The sequence below is a fragment of the Acetobacteraceae bacterium genome (genome assembly GCA_004843345.1).
Lineage (GTDB): Bacteria > Pseudomonadota > Alphaproteobacteria > Acetobacterales > Acetobacteraceae.
In genome coordinates, this window is record CP039460.1 from 312,217 (window position 1) to 328,928 (window position 16,712).

Here is a 16,712-nt window from a genome sequence, read left to right on the forward strand (position 1 = left end):
ATCCAAGCAATCCTGAAAAATCCGCCTTAGAAGTTATTTTCACGACATTACATGCCGGCGGAAAATTTTCTGACAGTGCTTACGCTGTTTCAGGGGGCTTAAATGGGGTCGGAAGCTCTGTTGTGAACGCCCTTTCAGAAAGACTGGAAGTTACAGTCCTCCGAAAAGGCTATCGCTATACGCAAAGCTTTGAGCGGGGCAAAGCGGTTTCAACCCTCTCAAAAAAACGCCTTCCTCCTGAAGAAAAATATGAAACTGGCACGATCGTCACTTTCAAACCAGACCCTGAAATTTTTGGGAATGTTCAAGCCTTTGACCCTGCACGTCTTTTCACGCTTTGCCGCCATAAAGCCGCCCTTTTTGCAGGCGTTATCATAGAATGGCATTGCGCTCCTGAACTTCTCTCCTCTGAAAAAACTAACGCTACGGAAAAACACTCCGAAGAAGAGACTCCTCTGGAAGAAAATGACAGACAAGCAGATAATGCAAATGAACAAGAGGAAAATGAAGAAGACGAGGAAGAGGACAATAAAGCCAGCCTCTCTGGTCAAAAGAAGATTGCCCTCACCGCTGAAGCTGTTTTTTGTTTCCCAAATGGTCTAAGTGATCTTCTCCAAGCAGATTTATCAGAGAGAACTGAACTTCTCGCCCCTATTTGGAGCAATCCGAAAAAAAATATTGATGAGGAAACTGGTGAAAAAGTGGATTGGGCAATCGCTTTCACAGATGATGGCAATGGCGATACAGAATCTTATTGTAATGCCATTCCAACCCCTGATGGCGGAACGCATGTTAATGGATTAAGGGCTGTTCTTTCCAAAGGTTTCCGCCAATGGGGGCAGCAACGTAAAATTCGTAACTCAGGGCAAATCACGCCAGATGATATTTTTAAATATAGTCAGGTTCGCCTCTCAATTTTCTTAAAAGAACCTCAATTTAAAAGCCAAACAAAAGAAAGTCTCTCAAATCCGGAAGCTACCCGACTAACAGAACATGCCCTGCGGGATCCTCTAGATCATTGGCTGGCGGGCAACCCTGCGCAAGCTGACAAGCTGACAGAATTTTTTGTTGAACGTGCCGAAGAAAGAAAACGTCAAAAAGCCGCCCGAAAAATTGATCGAAAAAGTGCCACAAAAAGACTTCGTCTGCCAGGAAAGCTCACTGATTGCACTAATCATAAAACCAGTGAAAGTGAAATCTTCCTTGTGGAAGGGGAATCTGCTGGCGGATCTGCAAGACAAGCGAGAGACCGAAAAAGCCAAGCGATTCTTCCCTTGCGTGGTAAAATTCTAAATGTTGCCTCTGCAACAAAAGAAAAATCGCGTGCAAACGCAGAGCTTAGTGATCTAACGGAGGCGCTTGGATGTGGGATTGGAAAATATTTTAATCTTGAAAAACTGCGCTATGGCCGTATCATTATTATGACAGATGCAGACGTGGACGGTGCCCATATAGCCTCTCTTCTTATGACTTTTTTCTATAAAGAAATGCCGGAACTGATTAAAAAGGGACATCTTTATTTAGCACAGCCCCCTCTTTATCGCCTTTCCTATAAAGGAAAGACAGTTTACGCTATGAATGATGCAGACTTAGAGAAAAAAGTAAAAAAGGAATTTAAAGCTGGAACAAAAGTTGAAATTTCACGCTTTAAAGGGTTGGGGGAAATGCCTGTCAGTGATCTCAAAAATACGACCATGAGTCCCGCACATAGAACACTTTTACGGATCAACCTGCCACCTGAAGAGTTTAAAATGACCGATACAAGAGTCAATGAACTCATGGGACGTCAGGCTGAACCAAGATTTCGTTTCATTACAGAAAATGCCTCTCTTATCAAAGATGAGGATGTTGATATCTAACATTTTACACGTGAGAGCATTTTGAAAAATGCTCTCTTTTTCATAGGATGTAAAAAGATGAAAATACGCTCTCTTTTATATGGCATGGGTCTTACCTGTCTTCTCTGTGCCGCCGATCCTTTTGCTGAGCCGAATGCGTCCCTGCCAGATGGTCTCCCGATTGGCCCGACCACCCCAGAGAGCGATAATAAAGATTTACCTTCTGCATTTTCAGGGCAAGAAGCCGGCTATGAAAAAGAGCAGGGAGCACCCGATATTCAACAAAATGGCAACATGCAGCTGCAGCCTCTCAACATTCAAAATTCTGGCTTTTCTCTAACGTGCAGAGACGGCGACAGCAACCTGATGACCAAAACCTCTGTCTCAACAACAGAAGTCGATAAAAGCTGGCAGGTTTATGTTAACCCAGATACAAACCAAGGTGGCACACTCGTAACGCCCATTCGCCGTGGCATGAATCCTTTACTTCCCAAAAAAGCACCTGTTCCACCCGGCGCACCAGATCCAAACTTGCCGTCTAATGAAACAACAACAGCCTCTAATGGACAAACGTTCCGCTTTGCAATGGATCTCAAAACCATGCCAGCCGTTTACAGCAATACAGTAAAAGTTCAAGGATCTGTTTGGTGTGGCCCCGCACCAGATCCAATGGAAACAATCCAGAAAAGCATTTCGTTTGATTTAGACCGAACAACAGGGAAACTCCTCAACCCTAACATGGTGTCCTTGCCAGATGGGTGGACGATTCAATGGTCACAACCATAATCATTTCATTGCATGCATTAGCGGTCAGATTCTAGAAAGAGAATAGTCCCAACAATGAGTAAAAATACCAGCCAAATGCAGATCCATGGCCAATCCATTACCCATCCAAGCCATGGTGTCTGTGCCTCTGCGGGAGTGATATGCATGATTATCAAAAAACCTTTAATGTAGAATGCGAAATTGTGCCTGAATATCTCAGCTTAAAACAAATTTGCTAAAAGATAGCCGATATAAGCGCCTACTAAAATGACCCAAACAGGAATTAAAGCCCTGCTTCCAACAATCCTTAGAAAAAATTTCACATTTCCTCACCGCTCGTTAGTTCTGTGAGTTCATTTATAAAAACATCCTCTGCCGATTCAGCTGAGAACTCCTCAAAAAGATCCGTAGCGGGCTCAAGAGATTGGAAAATTTCTGTTTTTCGCATAGGCTGAATCGAATATTCAGCATAAAGCGCTAAATGCATTAGACTATCTATCCTCTCAAAATCTGACGGATTAGAATCATCCATTTCATCGAGCAGATCATAAGCAACCTCAACCGCTGCCGAAAGATTTTCTGCCATCTCAAGAATCTCTGGTTCTGTTAACGAAAGAGGATAATAATTAAAAGCAGAGGCGTAATTAGCAAGCTTTGCCCAATCTTTTGCGAGTGCCTCCAGCTGACGTGTCATAAAGCGCAATCCAGCTTTCGATTGTGGATTTTTTTTCTGATTTTCTGACAAATCTTCAAAGGGGGACATCTTAAAACTTCTTCTGCAAAACTCAGTTTAATAAAAATATTTCTATTTTTCTAAAAATAGCCGTTTCATGCAGATTAAGCATGATTTTTTTTATCTATATTTGCCTTTTTACAATAAAATGCCTAAAGATAACGCAGGAACTATCATAGTTCTTATTCTAGGGAGTGGGATAAGAATTTGAACTGTTTTCCTTTTATTTCAAAGCAGATTTCAATCATTACATTTCTTATGTCGCATTATTATTTAGATAACATTTTTTAGGAATCTTGCATGTTCAAGCAGACCGCTTTTTTCGTTGATGCTGGATATTTTTTGGAATCCTCCGGGCATTTACTTTATGGATCTGGACGTGGCTCTCTTTTTCTGAACACAAATGCGATTGCCAGTGAGCTTGCTGCTTCTATCGCTCCCATCACCGAAGGAAATACACAAAAAGCAGAAGAACAAAGCCGTCTGTTAAGGATTTACTGGTATGATGCAGGTGATGCACGCCATGGTCTTTTTTCTTCTTTAGCTCAGTGTTCCTCTATAAAATTACGTTTAGGACGTTTAAATCAAAACGGTGTTCAAAAAGGTGTCGATGCTCTCCTTGCTCTAGATCTTGTTACCCTTGCTTCCGAGCGTGCTATTTCTGATGCGATTATTCTCTCAGGAGACGAGGATCTTGTCCCTGCCGTTGAAATGATTCAAAGAAAAGGGGTTCGTGTTCATATTTTAGGCATTCAACCCGCAATGGAAGGCGCAAGAAATGTCTCTCAAAAGCTTCGCCATGAATCTGACAGCTTCACAGAATGGGGGCGCGAAAAATTAGAGCCGCTTTTCTTTAAAAAAACGCCCAGTGAATACGCTGATTCAGATCCAGCTTTTTTAAATTCTGTTGATCCCTACTTTCCTCAGGCGACTATCGGACGATCCTCTGGAGCTTCAAACTTTAACACACATGAAAATGCTCATCCTGGTTTTTATGTCGAAGACCCTGATTCTTCTGAAGCAAATTTAAGAGAACGCATCGCACAATTTGTTGATTCTCTTGATGAAGAGACACGCCTCTATTATGAAAATGGTGTCACAGAGGCTGCTGAAATTGGCCAACCTTTCCCTATTAAGCCAGAACATGACGCACCTCTCCTGAAAATTGGCTGCCAAGTCCTAGGCGTTCCAAGGATTGATCCTGATTGGAGACGTTTTGTCAGATCTGCCTTCTTAGAGAATTTTAATCTAAATGCGACTTAAAACATCTATCTTTTGATACGATAAAAAGGGCTTCTTAATTTTAAAGCCCTTTTTCTTTATCTGCTTTAAATTTTTGAAGGCAAATTCACAATACCAGCATCCCAAACCAGACTGCCGCATTTAATGCGCCATTTACCATTTTGACGATAAGGCGTTTGGCAGTTGGCTGCGGCCAAAAGTAAACCGCTATTCAATCCTTGAGAAAGATACCTATCCACAATCACCTGACGCACTTTTGAATAAGCTTCTAACATTTTTGAAGCCCCTGCGGCCTTTGTAATCTCCCCACTGTCAACGGCTCTTGGCACTTCATCATTCGCAATCAGAATAGGCTCCATTTCAATTTCTGAAACATGCATATCTTTTCCCCATACACGCCAAGAACGGTTATAACAGGCAGACTCATCTTCCGTTGGCAATCCCGTTTCCGTACAGTTATTCAAATGCTCTTCTAAAATGCTGAAAGCTTTTGTCACATCTGCCAAGGCAGACTGCGAAAGGTACAATCCCCCAGGGGTACTCTCATACTCATCCATTCCAAGAACCAAATGCTGCACCGTATGATGGCATGCAGGTAAAAACAAAAAACTTCCAACGCTCAAAAGCCCAAGAAGTGACATATTTTTTTTAAGCATTTTGAAAGAAAACGGCATGAAGATTCCTTTTATCTCACAAGAAAGAGCAAAGCGAGAAAACCATCATAAACAAGAGCCCAATGAAAAAACAGACACATAAAATAGCGATATATTCAAAAACAGAAAGTTTATGCGTGATTTCTTGGCGAACTTCCCCATCTTCATAACTTTGAGATAATTCTAAACAAATCAAAAGAAGGGGAAAGAAAAAACATAAAATTCCCCATAAAAGAGGCGATCTTCCTTTACGCTTAGCGCCACTATATCCTCCCATAAACATAAAAAAGAAGAAGAGAAGAATACAAAGCACTGTCTCACAATACTGAATGTCCATTAAAAATATATTTCCTTTTACGTCTCAATACTTTGCACAACTTAAATAAATTTATGACATCCATGAAGGGTCAAAAATTCATACCGCAATACCAGCTCTGTCAAGCCAGAAAATGGCGCAAAGCCAAGTTGTTTTTTAATTCTAAAAGGGTGGATGGATAACAATAAGCAAGCTCATAACTTCGGAAAATATGCACAATAACAGCCTTTTTTTGTGGAATATATACAGCTTCCTAAATATTTCCCAGCAAACGCAAATGCCCTTCAACCGCTTACCATATAGATTTTTCCAAAACGCACAGCCAAATGCCGCCACTCAATTTCTAAATAAAACCAAGGTCTGATATTAAAAAACTCTTTTTTCTCCCAAAGGATCATCGGGGACTGAAATATCCTTTCCATGTTTCTCCCATAAACGATGCTTATCTGGCAATGGCTGATGATATTCCCACTGCGCTTGTGGCACTTGGGTAAAAGTAAAATCCCTTGGATCAATTCTCTTATATTCATTCAAAATGAAGGTAGCCCACTCTTTTTTCGTATTTTTCAAGCAAACTCTTCTTTAAAACGTCCCCTACCCACAATGTCTCTGTTTGTTTCTGGTTATAGCCGACAAAAGAACTTTAAATCTTAACAAAAGACTTCTGTTTTTCATTTTAAAGACATCTCTAAAATCTCTTTACAGTTATAAATTTCTTTGTTCTGATGAAAGCAATACTTAAGAATCTCTTACACTTTCTGAATTTTAGAAACGATTTCTTTAAATTAAACTTCATAAAACTGACTTATAGGGACATCATAACCTCATGACTCTGTCTTTAATGCGTTCTAAACGTCTTATTTTCTGTGCCCTTCTTCCACTTATGGCTGGCTGTACAACTGCCATGCAGACAGGCGTTTTTATTCCAGATGTGGAACGTTATGAAAGTGGAAATAAATGTTACGTCCCCCATGGAATTAAACTTGTTCACTGGGCCAACTTAATTGATGCACAAGAAAAGCAGGATCTTTTCATTCAAGGTATGGGACTCAGTAAAAAGGACGGAAATGCAGTTATCTATAGCAATATTCCAGAAGGAGACATGGTTGAAAAAGACCCTATGAATCCTAAAAATAGTGGCATTCCTTATCTTGGGATGCAAAATCTCATTAGCCTGCCCTATACAGCCATTGCTGCAAGTTTTGAAAGCTCTTCCCTTAAATCAGTCCAAAAAGAATGTGAACAAAAGGACGCAAGTACGATTCAAGATCAACTTGAAAAAGAAGAAACACTTCGTTCTAGACTTAAAGCCGATCATCAACGTGTCGAAAATGTTCGGTATGATCAACTCAGAACAGGAGATTCTCCAGCCTATAATGACGATCAAAAGCCAATAATGTAAAAAATTCTATCCGCAAAAAATGAAATCCACTGAAATCTTTTAGGTGGATTTTTTAATATTCCAAAATCTATATTTGGAAATAAATTCTAAAAACTTGACAGAATTAATTTATAAAATTTAAGAAGAATGGTGAACCGGGTGGGTAGCGCTATTCTAGAGAATTCTACGATTTTTTTAGTAAAACAGCAACTTTTTCTTAACGGTAAACCCTGGGGTTTTTGGCTATATAGTAAAACAGTTTTGGGAAGGATTTTAATGTGCTTTCCTACTACTTTATTCATAAATAAAGGCCTACAATGAAATCAGGTCGGGGGGTGCAGTGAATAAAATACCTTCGGGAAATAGCTGTTGCAGTTGTTACATTCTGTTTTCCACTACCCGGCTTTTTCATTTGACAAAAATCTAAAAAGGATTCATGTTCGCTATTAAGAGGCTTAGTAACCTCATCATAGCGGACAGGCGCTACCGTAAGATCATGCGCCATTTTTATGCCTAATCGAATTCTATCCGGTCGGGTGGGTCAGCAAATACAATACCCAAAAGGGAAATAGCTGTCGCAGTTCCTATGTGCTGTTACTAACCTCCCGACTAGCCCAATTTTGGACTGGTTAATTTAGTAAAAATAATAGGAGGCCAATATAAATCAAGGAATTTCAACAAGACAAATTCCCTCATCTGCCAGTGAAGAACTTCACAAGGCAGGAATGCTTTTAAAAATGCTCTGGGGAGAGTGCACAGGGTTTGCGCGCGGACATAACCCTTTTGAGCCAACGTCCGAGAGAGATTTTAAAATCAATTTTTAGAGCATTTCATTCTAAATTTGTGATAAAGTTTTATTGAAAACTTAGCTATCAAAAATGATAAAGTCACGGCCATAAACATATCTATAAATGCAATAAAACGACCTTCAAAAACGGAATAATGATGCCTCTCACAAAAACCATTCGAAATACCGCAATTATCATATAATTTATCTGTCAAAACGATAAAAAATATAAAAATTATCGTGCTAAGAAAATTCATTATTAAAACAAATAAAAGTTTTCTAAAAACACCTATTTCTTTAGGCAATAATTCAAATTTTGCCTTACATTTTTTATATAAAAAAACTATTAAAAAAATTATAAAAAAGAATATCGTTGGATAAACAATAATCGGATTCAAAAAAACTAAAATCTCCATCCATGCAGGATATGGAGGTCTATAACCAAAAATATTTATAGGATCACAATCTTCTGGAAGAACATTCTCTAACGTCCAAGCAAACAACAAAAATGTTGAAATAAAAATTACTAAAACGACAAAAAATTCTTTAAAGAATTTCATCATTTAATGCTCAACTTGAATTGTTCCATAAGCAAAAACTCCAACATCTGAATAATACATCTTACCTTTCTCTCGAAGAGCTTTAGCAAGTTTTTGAATGCGCACAATTCACAAGATTAATTTTTATTTCTAAGAAAAATGCTCTTTCAACTGTATAAGTGAATCTTTTTCTTCAAATTTTTCACTGAAGATCAATGAAGAGGATTGCTTTCTAACACGATCTGAAACCGTAATTCCTCCTCTATACCTACCTTTACGTTGATCTAAATATCGAAATTGTAAATTTTTTAATATCTGTCCAAAATGCTCTCTAACTTCTAATCCTCGATCTTGCACATGAATATTTTTAACATCGGAACAATAAACCCTAGCGGCAATCGGAAATAAAATTCCAGAACATATCAAATCACATATCTGTAAACCTGCCGAGTTTTCGGCGTGCATAAAAGATGGAATATCTATAATATTTTGAAATGCAGGATCCTTCCTTCGAAACTTCTCAGTAAACAAAGAATGGGCTACATGAGAATTTTTTGTTTTGTTTCTACTATCACAAAAACAAACACCAAAATCCTTTTTTTCTTTTAAATAAAAATCAAAGCTTTTAAACAAAGCGGCTATTGCAGAACCATAAACATGGTGTTCTTTAAACTCTATTCCTGATTTTTTAATAAAAATACGAGCATTAAAACGGACGCCATATATTTGAAGAAGTCCAAAAATATCCTTCATAAACATTTGAGCACGTCTTCTTTTATCTCGCGTTTGCCTCGTCAAATGTTCACGAATCGTTGATCCTTTTACTTCCTTTAAAATCCAATCCAGAGGATGTTCGTCCTTCGGCAAAAGGTTCGGATTGTACTTACGTTTAATAAATGCAAAATCATGCGTTAAAGCATACAAATGACGACTATCTACGAGCAATCCACCTATAACTAAAAGTGGTTGATCGTTTGACCTTGGAGGATTTGCTAAGCCACCAACATCTCCAGCCTCATCCACATATAGAATTGAAGACAATTAAACACTCCAAAAACACTGACGCCACCTTTTCAGGTGGCGACCAGGAGACGATGGCCCTGACGGGATCCACCTAATATAAACCCTTTGTAAACGGGTTTCGTATATTAAATGATGATTAAGCATGCTTCTGTCAACAGAAAATGAGCCAGAAATAATAAATTCTCTTTAGTAGTTTTTCTGAGATACACGTTCCTTTGCAATGATGAGCGCTTCCATTCTGCGCTCATCATATTCTTTTAAACGTTGCGTTTCTTCTTCATTCATTCCATAGCTATTATAGTATGTGATAACGCCTTGTTGATTTGTCATAAATGACATATTGCCATTCCCTGACGTTCTGGCATTAGTACATTGGCATAAAACAACGACAACAAAAATGAGAAGTAACACCCGCATATCAACCGTTTGTTTTACTAATGCCCGACTGAGCGACACTAGCTGGCTGATTTGCAGAAGGTGCACCACCGAGAACACCAACTGGAATTTGATTGCCATTCGCATCAACACCTTGGCGGTTTGAAAAGGTACTGGTATTTCCAGAACCAGAAACATCTGAACTTGTCGTACAAGCTCCCAAACTCAAACACAGTGCAGCCACAGGAATAGAAAACAATGAGATCGCACGCTTCATTTTTAAAATTGAAGAAAATATTTTCATTTTGATTTTCCTATAAAAAAAGCCTGTAAAAAATTCTTACAGGCTCATTTCAACTCTCCGGAAATTCCGGATTGTTCATTTATTAAGATTTAGGCAGCTTTTTTAAATGCGGCCTTCAGAGTGAAAAAACCCTGTTCTTGCAACAGCACCCCTTTTTCAATGTCAGAAATGCCATTCAAAAGCCCCTGAACATCAAATTTTCCACCAACGACACCTAGAAGGCTAGAAACGATAGCAGAAGAAACGCTGCCATAAAGTTTAATCCTTGCTTTCTGTGCATCAGACAATTTTTCTCCCTCAGCCTCATAAATGGCTTCTTCAAGCTGATTGAAGACATCCGCGACAGAAGCATTGGATGGGTTCGTTTCCTCTTGAGCAACATTATCTGTTACTTCAAGCAAATCAGTGTTTTCTGTATTTTTATCTTCCATGATCTTTTCCTTTTTAAAAGTTTGGTCTGGCTCTCTGAACTTTTCAGGCTGGCCAGTGCAGCTATTAAAAAAGACGCTTAAAGCGTCCTTCTTAAAATTCTTCTTATTTTTCCAATCACCTATTTTAGGATGAGAGGCTTTTAAAATTGCGTGATTTCCAATTTGGTGAACCAAGATGGGTGCGATAAAATTCACAACCTTTCTTGCCATTGGCCAGTTTTCAGGAATAAGCATTCCAAGAGAAAATGTTATAAGAACGCCTGCTGCACCTTCATCTAAAACGCCTAGATAAACACCGGAAAAAGACAGACAAATAAAGATTAAACCAAGCCATGTTGTCCGCTGACAGAGGTAATGTACAAACCGACTAAGCATTGATTGCAGCGCGAAAAAGTGGTGTATTTTTTTGAGGATCCGCTTTTCCCGAAATATTGTAATGAGACCTGTGGTAATGGGCCATCGCAATCGCATCATCTGCCACAGGCAATCTCTGAGAAGTTCTCATATATTCAATACGACACATGGCACTGGCATAAGCTAAATGGCCAATCATCATTCGGGCATCTGGCTGCAATGAATTGACCATTCCTTGAAGATTTGCTTTTAGCTTTAACTTATTTGGTAAGAAATTCTTCCAAATATCATCATGCGTTTTACTCTCCATCTGAAATAGTCCCAAGGCTGGACCGTCATCCATTTGCGTTAAATAAACCAACCCACTCTCAGCAAGTGCTGTCCCTGTAACAAGATTAACAGCAGCCAAGCCACCGATTTTCAGACTTTCCAAAGCTGGACGAACCACAAGATTTTTAAACTGATGTAAATTTAATCCAGTCATAAAATCTCCATAAAAAAAGCCCTCAAAATGAGAGCGAAAAATTAACACGTTATTAAAACTGCGATTAAACTGCGTTCAAAACATGATCCAAGAACTTAATAATCTGAGGCACATAAGCAAAAAATGATCCACCGATCGTACCTGCCAGAGCGCCAGCATACATAATGAAGCGCTTTAAGCCTTTTCCAAGCCCCAGAAGCTCATCCACCTTTTGTTCAAATCGGCGTTGATTTTCACAAACACGGTCAATACGTTCACTTGTTTCTTGTCTGTTCGCTTCCATTTGTGCTCTCAGAATTGCAATTTCGTCTGCAGACATTTTTTCTCTCCTTCTTAAACCCACCAACCCGAACTAAAATCATTCAGTAAATTCAATGAAAATGGTGGTTTTGGCAAAGTTACTTCGTTAGCAACTGGGGGGCTTTCTGATTTCGTTTCAGAGCTTGTAGTCGCTAGAACAAAAGCCTCAGTTGTTTTTTGGACTGGAGGATTGATAATATTCTGCAAATCTTTTGCGTAAGAAACAGCTTCTGGTGACGGTGATGCACCAACAGGTAAGCCATTTACGGCGCTCTCTTTGAGTTGCATATAAATAACTTTTGCTTGCTCCTGCGCATTTGGCTTCGGCGGTGCATAGCCATATTGCAAAGCACCATCTTTATCAAAATAAGGCGCTTTATTCATAAAGGCTTGCAGCTCATCCTGATTGCTCACAGGAATAGGTTTATAAGTATCAGGAACTGAAACAGGATTGCCGTTTTTATCCTTAACCATCTTGCACCAAGGCAGCAGAAAAGAACTTCCAGCGGTATCTGTATTTATAGGTTCTGCAAAATATTTGTACTCACTCAAATCTGGAATAACCGTTACTTTTGGCGATGAATTAGCTTGCTTTTGTGCATTCTCAGTCATTTATTGATCTCCTATTGCAATCCAGTTAAAGGATTTAGAGGCATTAGCACTGTCAATATAAAATCCAGCGGTCGTTATACCCCAAATATTCAGTGTCCCCGTGGGATCACTTGTATTATTTAATTCCGTTGCCACGACGATAGGAGCGCTTCCAAAGGCTTGGGAAAAGGCAATCCATGTTCCCCCATTTGCGCCAACACTCTTCGGACTGTTTCCAGACTCTATCCGCTTATTTTTAATACCATCAGCAAGTTTTGCGTACGAAGATAAATCATCAAAAGACGGAATAGTTTCAACTAAATTTCCAGAACCACTTCCACCAGCGGCGAGAAGGTTTGTTTTCCCATTTACGGTATGGAAACCAAACCAGCCCAATCCTAAATTTCCGCTTTCATCAGCAGGCGCATCAGGAGGATTTGTGGGAACATAATTACCTGCAGGCTGATAGTTGCTTAGATCTTTAAAAGAAGGAAAGGCATAAGTTTTATTGCCATCACCACTGCCTGTATTAACGACAAGTTGCGGATTTTCTTTGTTTGTATTTAGACAAATAAGCGTTAAGCCAAGATTACCGCTTTTATCTGCAGCAAGACTTGGGTCAAGTGTTGGCGGATAGTTCCCTTTTTGCTGGTAATTATCCAAATCCTCAACACTAGCAGCAGTGTAGGTATCTCCTGCACCATCTTTTGCTAAAAGCCTGACAATTTTCTCTTTTTTGTTTATTCCAAACCAGCGTGCACCAACGCTGCCGTTTTGATCTGGCTGAAGAGAAGGATCGTATGTACCGACATAAAAACCCTTCAGCTGATAATTATTTAAATCAACTAAGCTTGCCGCAACAATCACATCACCAGCATCATCCGTTGCAAGAAGACGAGCACCTGCACCATTCTTACTTAATCCAAACCAACCAGCGCCTACATTTCCATTTTTATCTGGTTTTGTTAGATCCGCGTTAGTTTTTACATAACTTCCTTTTTCTTGGTAATTCCCTAAATCCTCAACACTAGCTGCAGTGTAGGTATCTCCTGCACCATCTTTTGCTAAAAGTCTAACGATAGAATCTTTTTTATTTATTCCAAACCAGCCTGCACCAACACTGCCGTTTTGATCAGGCTGAAGAGAAGGATCATATGTCCCGACATAAAAACCTTTTTCCTGATAGTCTTTTAAATCATCAAATGATGGAAGAATAAAAACTGCCTTATTAGCACCCGCTCCTGCCTTAACAACAACGTGAAGAACACCGTTGTATATGCGCAAACCAAGCCAATCAACACCCGTATTTCCCGTCTCATCTGCAGGTTTCGAAGGATCGTTGGTATACGGATAAAATCCCTTTGATTGAGCATAATCGCTAATATATTTTTTAATAGCTGTTACAGCCTGGTCATTCCTTTCGGGATCCAACTGATCTCCCATTATGGTAACAATGTTACAAAGCTCTTCTTGGACGCTATTCAACCAAGCTGCTGTAACATCTGTTGCATCTAATCCGCCATTTCCTGCGTAAGGATTACCATTTGTAAAATATCCTGGCTTTCCATTATCTGGCTCATTTGGCAGTGTTGCAACACTACCTTGCGATGAAATTCTCTGCATAAAAAATTCCCATAAAAAAAGCCGCTTTAAAGCGGCAAAAAATCATTCTTTTTACTGGTTTTATATTTCTCTAAAAATGAGAATAGTGTTCACTGGAACAATTGAACTGAGAAGACAAGGCAATGCACTTAACTGCCATGTCCTAATAGGGTCTCCTGATTTAGATGTCCCAGCTTTAAAATACTGGTATGAAATCTTGGAAATTGTAATACGCCATACATTATTCCAAATCTTCCCCCAACAAGGCTTCCCTGCCTTTAAACGTCCCGCTTTTGCAGATGAAAATTCTTCAATAGAAATCTCAAAACCTAAACTTTTTGCTAAATCCGTATAATATTGGACAGATGAACCACCATTATTTGTAAGCCTTGAAATAACAGAAGCTCTCCTTTGTTGAAGCGATTGTTTGTCTCCAAAACACTTATTCGGTAGGCCAAGCGTTTTTTCCCATTCTGGTAAAAGAAAAACAGATGATGATGGAAACGCATCTCTTAATAGGTCAAAAGCATCATTCGCATTCTTGCTAAAAGAGATTGCTAAAATAAAGTGCAATTTATAAAGAAAAGATCCCTTGCTTCTATTCCAAATAGGCCCTGATGGGAAAAGCGCCATGATCGCTTTTATAAAATCTTCGGCTGTATAATTCATTATTGAAAGCTCACATTCCCAAGATCTGGCATAAAGGCAGATCCATTTGCCAAAATAGGTGCCGTTGGCGAAATAACAAAAACATCTGGTATATTTAAAGACAAAAGATTGGCTTGCCACGCAGCAGGAGAAATTGTTCCCCCTGGTTCTGAAACCTGAACAAACATATCCTGCAAAACATCTTTTATTTTTTGCTGATTTTCAGGCGTATTATTTTTTCCTAGCCCCCCAATGACAAAATCTATTGGCTGTTTATTTGGTGAAGAGCAGCAAACCAATGCAGTGACAGGACGCCTTGTATAAATATATTCAGCTACCCTTAGCTGATCCCCAGATGCAGTATCATAACGATTTTCTTCTGTGGCTGAGCCATTTGTGCCAATAGGATACCCACCGTTAGAAGCATTTGCTTGATCACACATAAACAAAACCATGACCATGTTCCCGTCCATATAATTTGAACGGTAACACCAGGCTCTTGTTACACCAGAAACAGAAAGAGCCCATTTTTCATAATCTTCTTCACGTCCATTCTCTCCACCTTCTTGAAAAGCTTGAAGCATCCTTTCTCTGAGAGAGGCATCATCTTCTAAATCAGCTCCCCCCACAAAAGGCTCACTCACGACACCTGTCATTTGAATTCCAGCTATTGGGCTTGAAAGATCTCCCAAAGTGCCAATAGGAACATTTTGATCTTTTCCAGTCACTTGAGAAACAGCTGGAACAATAATCTGCCCATTTACCTCTTGCACATCTTCTGTACTCTCAACTGAAATACCACCTGATAAAATAATTAAAGTCTTTGCAGGAATGGACGCTCTCGAAATCCCTTGAAATGTCACCATTCCAGAAGATTGTGTCGCTGTTTTCCGATTGACATTTTTAAAAGAAGCCCAAGCTTCCAAATACACACCTGTTGCAGTCCAGGGAACAGACTGCTTTGCAATCCAACTTAAAAAGCCATATTGCAGATGAAACATTCCTGCCCACACATTGGCAAAAACCCAAACGACAGATTTAAACATCACATTTAAAAAGGCGGGAATATTTCCCGCCTGAATATTAGAAACAATCTGATCTCGGATTTGGACTAAAGTCGGTCTTTGGTAAGGCATTACAAATTATTCCAGGCTAATTGAAACGTAAAATTATCGGCTCCTGAAGTCCGAGGCTGTTCTATAGAAACAGAAAAAGAAACAGCATCAGTATTTCCAGCCACCCAACCCGCAACAACATTAATGCTCTGCGCAACGCCTTTATCAATCATCCACATCAACGCTTCATAAACAACGGCCTGCACTTCAAGCAGAACAGAAGATTTATTGGCCTTTAAAATTCTCTGAAGTTGCCAAAGGCGCGATCCAATTTGATCTGTTCCTAAACTATCTGCCCACCAACCTTTTCGTGGCTTTTGGAAGGCATTCGCCGCATTTCCAGATGGTGAAATTCCAATGCTTTTTTCTGCAGAATTTAAAATATCTGGAGCAATACGGTCAGAAAAAAGAGAAACCATGACACAAGAAAGAAGCGGATTTTCTAAAAGGAAATCCCTATTCAACAAATCCGTTGAAATATCCCCTGACATTGAGGCATTCGACCATGTGATCGCCAAATCTTTTGGAACAGGTAAAAGCGAACTGCTCATACGGGCTCTCCTGTCGGTGCCCCAGGCGCACTTGTTGGATGCTTATGTTTTGAAAGGGAGACGCTCCCAACCACAACATCTTCCTCTGAACTTATTTTGCCCTTTGATTGAATTTCTTTTTCAGCGGTGACGTTCCCTTTCACGTCCATTTCTTTATCTGCTGTAAATTTCCCTGTGCATTCTGTCTCACCATCCAAAATAATTTTTTGACCATTTTTTGGCTTTATGCGCATATCTCCGTTTTCCTGAAGATAAACTCTAGATTTTGTTTGAGGATGATAAAGACAAACTTCCCCTGGTTTAATATCATTTGGCACATTTCGCTGATCTTGCGTTGCAATCCCAACGGCAGAAGAGTGATTCCCACCAAGAAATAAAACAATAATATCTGACCCAGCGACAGGCCTTGAAGCAAATCCATATTGTTGAACCAGCTGAATGCCTTCTCTAACAAGAACGCCATTTCCTTGATTCTGAAATACAGCTTGAATTTTCTGAGTTGTTCCTGAAAAATCGCTATCATTTGTTAGACGTGCGACCCCAATCGACATTAAAAAACGTCGTCCTAATCGTGTGATAGCATCTAATGGCATTTTATTTTTCCATAAAAAAACCGCTCCATTCAAAGAAAAGAGCGGTCTTGATATAAATGTCTTATGATAGAAAAAATCTATTAAAAA

General features: G+C 39.4%; 20 protein-coding genes. 4 read left to right on the top strand and 16 right to left on the bottom strand.

Going from position 1 to position 16,712, the window contains the following annotated elements:
• Positions 1–371: 371 nt before the first annotated feature.
• Both FAI40_01505 and FAI40_01510 read left to right on the top strand, forming a co-directional pair.
• A complete protein-coding gene (locus tag FAI40_01505; protein ID QCE35715.1) occupies positions 372–1,859 on the top strand; it encodes a hypothetical protein in 1,488 nt (495 codons plus the stop codon).
• A 57-nt stretch (positions 1,860–1,916) separates the two neighbouring features.
• Positions 1,917–2,624, top strand: coding sequence for a hypothetical protein (locus FAI40_01510; protein QCE34116.1), 708 nt, complete (start codon positions 1,917–1,919; stop codon positions 2,622–2,624).
• Between the two features lie 298 nt (positions 2,625–2,922).
• Here FAI40_01510 and FAI40_01515 read toward each other — a convergent pair whose 3' ends face one another.
• A complete protein-coding gene (locus FAI40_01515; GenBank protein ID QCE34117.1) occupies positions 2,923–3,366 on the bottom strand; it encodes a hypothetical protein in 444 nt (147 codons plus the stop codon).
• A gap of 270 nt (positions 3,367–3,636) precedes the next feature.
• On the opposite strand from FAI40_01515, the gene FAI40_01520 reads away from it, so the two are divergent.
• Positions 3,637–4,599, top strand: a complete 963-nt coding sequence (locus FAI40_01520) for an NYN domain-containing protein (protein QCE34118.1) — start codon at positions 3,637–3,639, stop codon at positions 4,597–4,599.
• 65 nt (positions 4,600–4,664) lie between these two features.
• Here FAI40_01520 and FAI40_01525 read toward each other — a convergent pair whose 3' ends face one another.
• Positions 4,665–5,252 carry a hypothetical protein gene (locus FAI40_01525; GenBank protein ID QCE34119.1) on the bottom strand — a complete coding sequence of 196 codons (588 nt, stop codon included), beginning with the start codon at positions 5,250–5,252 and terminating at the stop codon, positions 4,665–4,667.
• A gap of 661 nt (positions 5,253–5,913) precedes the next feature.
• On the bottom strand, positions 5,914–6,117 hold the full coding sequence (locus FAI40_01530; protein ID QCE34120.1) for a hypothetical protein: 204 nt from the start codon (positions 6,115–6,117) through the stop codon (positions 5,914–5,916).
• Positions 6,118–6,373: 256 nt separating this feature from the next.
• Here FAI40_01530 and FAI40_01535 point away from each other — a divergent pair, with 256 nt between their 5' ends.
• Entirely contained in the window at positions 6,374–6,949 is a 576-nt protein-coding gene (locus tag FAI40_01535) for a hypothetical protein (GenBank protein ID QCE34121.1), read from the top strand.
• A 277-nt stretch (positions 6,950–7,226) separates the two neighbouring features.
• On the opposite strand, the gene FAI40_01540 is transcribed toward FAI40_01535, so the two are convergent.
• The 13 genes from FAI40_01540 to FAI40_01600 form a co-directional block, all read right to left on the bottom strand.
• A complete protein-coding gene (locus tag FAI40_01540) occupies positions 7,227–7,433 on the bottom strand; it encodes a hypothetical protein (protein ID QCE34122.1) in 207 nt (68 codons plus the stop codon).
• 308 nt (positions 7,434–7,741) lie between these two features.
• Positions 7,742–8,278 (bottom strand): hypothetical protein, encoded by a 537-nt coding sequence (locus tag FAI40_01545; GenBank protein QCE34123.1) that lies wholly within the window; start codon positions 8,276–8,278, stop codon positions 7,742–7,744.
• Between the two features lie 126 nt (positions 8,279–8,404).
• A complete protein-coding gene (locus tag FAI40_01550; GenBank protein QCE34124.1) occupies positions 8,405–9,295 on the bottom strand; it encodes a DUF3800 domain-containing protein in 891 nt (296 codons plus the stop codon).
• A 400-nt stretch (positions 9,296–9,695) separates the two neighbouring features.
• A complete protein-coding gene (locus tag FAI40_01555) occupies positions 9,696–9,956 on the bottom strand; it encodes a hypothetical protein (GenBank protein QCE34125.1) in 261 nt (86 codons plus the stop codon).
• An 89-nt stretch (positions 9,957–10,045) separates the two neighbouring features.
• On the bottom strand, positions 10,046–10,762 hold the full coding sequence (locus FAI40_01560; protein QCE34126.1) for a hypothetical protein: 717 nt from the start codon (positions 10,760–10,762) through the stop codon (positions 10,046–10,048).
• Positions 10,755–11,225, bottom strand: a complete 471-nt coding sequence (locus tag FAI40_01565) for a hypothetical protein (GenBank protein QCE34127.1) — start codon at positions 11,223–11,225, stop codon at positions 10,755–10,757. The genes FAI40_01560 and FAI40_01565 overlap by 8 nt, the downstream gene beginning before the upstream one ends.
• Before the next feature lie 64 nt (positions 11,226–11,289).
• Positions 11,290–11,544 (bottom strand): hypothetical protein, encoded by a 255-nt coding sequence (locus tag FAI40_01570; protein ID QCE34128.1) that lies wholly within the window; start codon positions 11,542–11,544, stop codon positions 11,290–11,292.
• 14 nt (positions 11,545–11,558) lie between these two features.
• Positions 11,559–12,137, bottom strand: coding sequence for a hypothetical protein (locus FAI40_01575; GenBank protein ID QCE34129.1), 579 nt, complete (start codon positions 12,135–12,137; stop codon positions 11,559–11,561).
• Positions 12,138–13,739 carry a hypothetical protein gene (locus FAI40_01580; protein ID QCE34130.1) on the bottom strand — a complete coding sequence of 534 codons (1,602 nt, stop codon included), beginning with the start codon at positions 13,737–13,739 and terminating at the stop codon, positions 12,138–12,140. It abuts the gene before it with no gap.
• Between the two features lie 60 nt (positions 13,740–13,799).
• Positions 13,800–14,387 carry a DUF2313 domain-containing protein gene (locus tag FAI40_01585; protein ID QCE34131.1) on the bottom strand — a complete coding sequence of 196 codons (588 nt, stop codon included), beginning with the start codon at positions 14,385–14,387 and terminating at the stop codon, positions 13,800–13,802.
• Complete coding sequence (locus FAI40_01590; GenBank protein QCE34132.1) at positions 14,387–15,502, bottom strand: baseplate J/gp47 family protein; 1,116 nt, start codon at positions 15,500–15,502, stop codon at positions 14,387–14,389. The genes FAI40_01585 and FAI40_01590 overlap by 1 nt, the downstream gene beginning before the upstream one ends.
• The gene (locus tag FAI40_01595) at positions 15,502–16,032 is read right to left on the bottom strand and encodes a hypothetical protein (GenBank protein QCE34133.1); all 531 of its coding nucleotides are present in this window, start codon (positions 16,030–16,032) and stop codon (positions 15,502–15,504) included. Before FAI40_01595 ends, FAI40_01590 begins: the two co-directional genes overlap by 1 nt.
• Positions 16,029–16,625, bottom strand: coding sequence for a hypothetical protein (locus tag FAI40_01600; protein QCE34134.1), 597 nt, complete (start codon positions 16,623–16,625; stop codon positions 16,029–16,031). Before FAI40_01600 ends, FAI40_01595 begins: the two co-directional genes overlap by 4 nt.
• Positions 16,626–16,712 lie beyond the last annotated feature (87 nt).